General features: G+C 55.4%; 2 protein-coding genes. Both read left to right on the forward strand.

Annotation, left to right across the window (positions count from 1 at the left end):
* Positions 1-113 precede the first annotated feature (113 nt).
* Entirely contained in the window at positions 114-506 is a 393-nt protein-coding gene (locus EV691_RS22995; RefSeq protein ID WP_278250249.1) for a DinB/UmuC family translesion DNA polymerase, read from the forward strand.
* A 1,150-nt stretch (positions 507-1,656) separates the two neighbouring features.
* Positions 1,657-2,796 (forward strand): hypothetical protein, encoded by a 1,140-nt coding sequence (locus tag EV691_RS23000; protein ID WP_040107348.1) that lies wholly within the window; start codon positions 1,657-1,659, stop codon positions 2,794-2,796.
* The last annotated feature ends 298 nt before the right edge of the window (positions 2,797-3,094 follow it).

Genomic DNA, 3,094 nt, shown 5'->3' on the forward strand with positions numbered 1-3,094 from the left:
GGAAGCTGAAGCGACGTATTATCGACAACTCGACGAGTCAGCCCTGGCGGCATGACTCACACCAAAGAGCCTCCGAGATTCCCGGGGCGGTTCATAGCCTGGCTGGGCGGTAGTTGCTCGGAACGAAAGTTTTCTCCCTCGAGCAGTTGGAGAGAGCTGTGGTCATGTTCACCGCCCACGCTGCGGCTGTGGCCAAGCTGCGCCAGCAGGCGAGCCTCGCCAACTGCCTGCAGGTGTTTCCCAGAACCAGCCTGTTCAGCCCGGGCGACTCCTACAGCGGCTCGCGGATCATCGCCCTGCCCTATTCCACCGACAATACGCGCGATCTGTTCCAAGCAGCTATTGGAGGCCTGCGGGCGCTCTACCGGCCTGGCCCAGCCTATGCGAAGGCAGGAGTCGTTCTTTCCCAGTTCGTCGAGCGCAGTGCAATCACAGGCGATCTTTTTGCCCCGAAACCGAGATCCAACAGCGAGTCGTTGATGCGTGGGGACGCTTTCCCTGCTTAATAGAAGGAAAAGGATTAAAAGGATAAAAGCATTTAGGTTTAACTAATTGTTTTATAAGGATTTATCTCTTAGTTATGCTCGGTTTATCTCCCGCCTTTCTCGTGATTTATCTCCCAGGTTTCTACTATTTAATCTCCCAAGCGATACGACTTACTGCGGTTTCATCTCCCGCCTGACCACGTCTCTAGGCAAGGCATAGCAGGGTTGCTGTAAGGTTTCTTGGGTTTCATCTCCCAGCCTCTCAGGACTTTTTGGGGTTTCATCTCCCACTGTCGAGGCTTTTGGATGTGGATAACTCGGCGTTATGGGCTCCAATTGGTTAATTTTTGACTTACTAGTGTTTCATCTCCCATTTGGTAGCTGCCCTGCCTTATCACTGCCTGATCAAAGCCCTGAAAATCGTCGGTGACCGGGCCATAAAGCTTGAGGCGGTTCAGGTTCAAAACGGCAAAAACTACCAAGACCTGCAGCCGCCGTGGGAGATGAAACCGCAGAATCCCCCGGTCTCCAGGACACAACTCATGCCCTGGAGACTGAGCCAGCCCTACGGGGACTCTGGGGGCGGGAGATCAAAGTCTCGAAAGTGGCCCGGAGCCTCACAGACCGCTGGCTGTGGGAGACGAAACGGCAAAAGCAGCAGGGCCTGCAGCCGCCGTGGGAGATGAAACCGCAGAATCCCCCGGTCTCCAGGACACAACTCATGCCCTGGAGACCGAGCCAGCCCTATAGAGACTCTGGGAGCGGGAGATCGAAGCCTCGAAAGTGGCCCGAAGCCTCATAGACCGCTGGCTGTGGGAGACGAAACGGCAAAAGCAGCAGGACCTGCAGCCGCCGTGGGAGATGAAACCGCAGAATCCCCCGGGCTCCAGGGCACAACTCATGCTTTGGAGACGGAGCCAGCCCTGCAGAGACTCTGGGTCCGGGAGATCAAAGCCCCGAAAGCGGCCTGCAATCTCGCAGATCGTTGGCAGCGGGAGACGAAACGGCCAAAAACTCCTAGACCTGCAACACCTTGGGGTATGAACCGTTCTGTGAAGCTCGAGGGGAGTTCTGTTGTTTTATCTCCCACCCTAGTTGCATAGATGAGGCGTCCAAAATATTGTTCTTGGCTTCCCTGAGGCTTGATTTGCGTGCTGCCAAGGAGTGTGTCATGCCATCTGCTGTGAAAACGGAAGAGAAGATTTTCCTCTGGGGGCCTGCCGGGTGCTTCGAGCCTGAGATTGTGCCACCTGGACAGCGGGACTTGGAGGCACTCCGATTGTTTCAGTCATTCCTTTGCAACAATGAAACGGAGCGGACTGGGTTGTCGAATGTGATCATGCTGTGGGAGCAAATCCCGAAGTTTTCGGCAGAGCACCTGAACGATAAATCGGGGATCGTCCCAAACGATTACAAGGTTGACTTCACCATAGCTGGTCACCCCTTCCGGTTGACCTTGTTCCCTGGTACTTACTATCCAAAGGTTTGCAAATCGGACCCGAAGCGCCGATTTCCAGGTGCACGCGAGCAAGCGGTAGAGCAGGCACTGAATCACATTGCATGCGCTCAAGCGGAAACGCATGAGGTCAATGGTGAGACTTTGTACCGTGTCTGTTTCACGACGCGGGAGGTTGCTCGCACGCTGAAAGGCATGGGCAGCACTCTCAGTCATGGCCAGATACGTGAAGCACTGGAAGTGCTTTCGTCAACGACCATGACCATCAGCTCCCGCTCTGAGGATGGGATCAAGCATGAAGCCCGGAGGCCAATTCTTCCAAGCTTCGAGCGGACCACAACGGATTCCGACATGGCTGTCGGGAAGGACGTGTGGTCAGCGCATCTCCATCCGCTCGTATCCAACGCAATCCGCAACGTCACTTACCGGCAGTACCCTGTTGCGCACACCTTGGGATTCGCACCATTTGCCGCATTCCTGATTCGGCAGATGCACTACATGGCGCCGAATATTTCAACCAACCACCCGTTTTCCTTCCGGTTGGTTGCCTTGAAGGAAATGACACCTGGCCTTCATCACAAGCGACTGCGCGATAGCATTCGGGCAATGATTCGCGAACTGGATAAGATGAAGGAGTCAGGCCTGCTGCATGACTACCAGTGTGAAGAGGTGTTTCCCGCTCGTAGGCTAAATGGGCGTCCTGCCCCAATCGATGCTGAGTTCACGCTTTACCCGGGTAAAGACTGGGTCAAGCATGTGATGGCTGGGTCGAAACGCATGTTGGTGGCTGAGAAGTCGCTTGGCTTGCCGCGTAGCCGCCGCAGTGAACGCCAGATGAACCTTCCTCTTCTTTAAGAGCTTCTCGCTCTAGCGATAGCTGCTAACTAGTGCTGGTGTTCACAGGGCATCGCCCTCCTCTTCTGTTTCACCAACACAGGCCCGGCTGGCTGGAGCCGACTCCAGCATCGCTTTCAACTGGCCCTAGCCGGCATTGAGCACCGACTTTGCCATCCTGGTTTGCGCGAGTTTTGCGGACAACACATTGCCCACATGGATTTCTGAACCGCCCCGGGTTTCTCGGAGGCTCCAACCTTTGAGAGGATGGAGCCATGAAGACAGCAACGAAGTATTCCCCTGAAGTCCGGCAACGGGC

The organism is Azotobacter chroococcum, assembly GCF_004339665.1.
GTDB lineage: Bacteria > Pseudomonadota > Gammaproteobacteria > Pseudomonadales > Pseudomonadaceae > Azotobacter > Azotobacter chroococcum.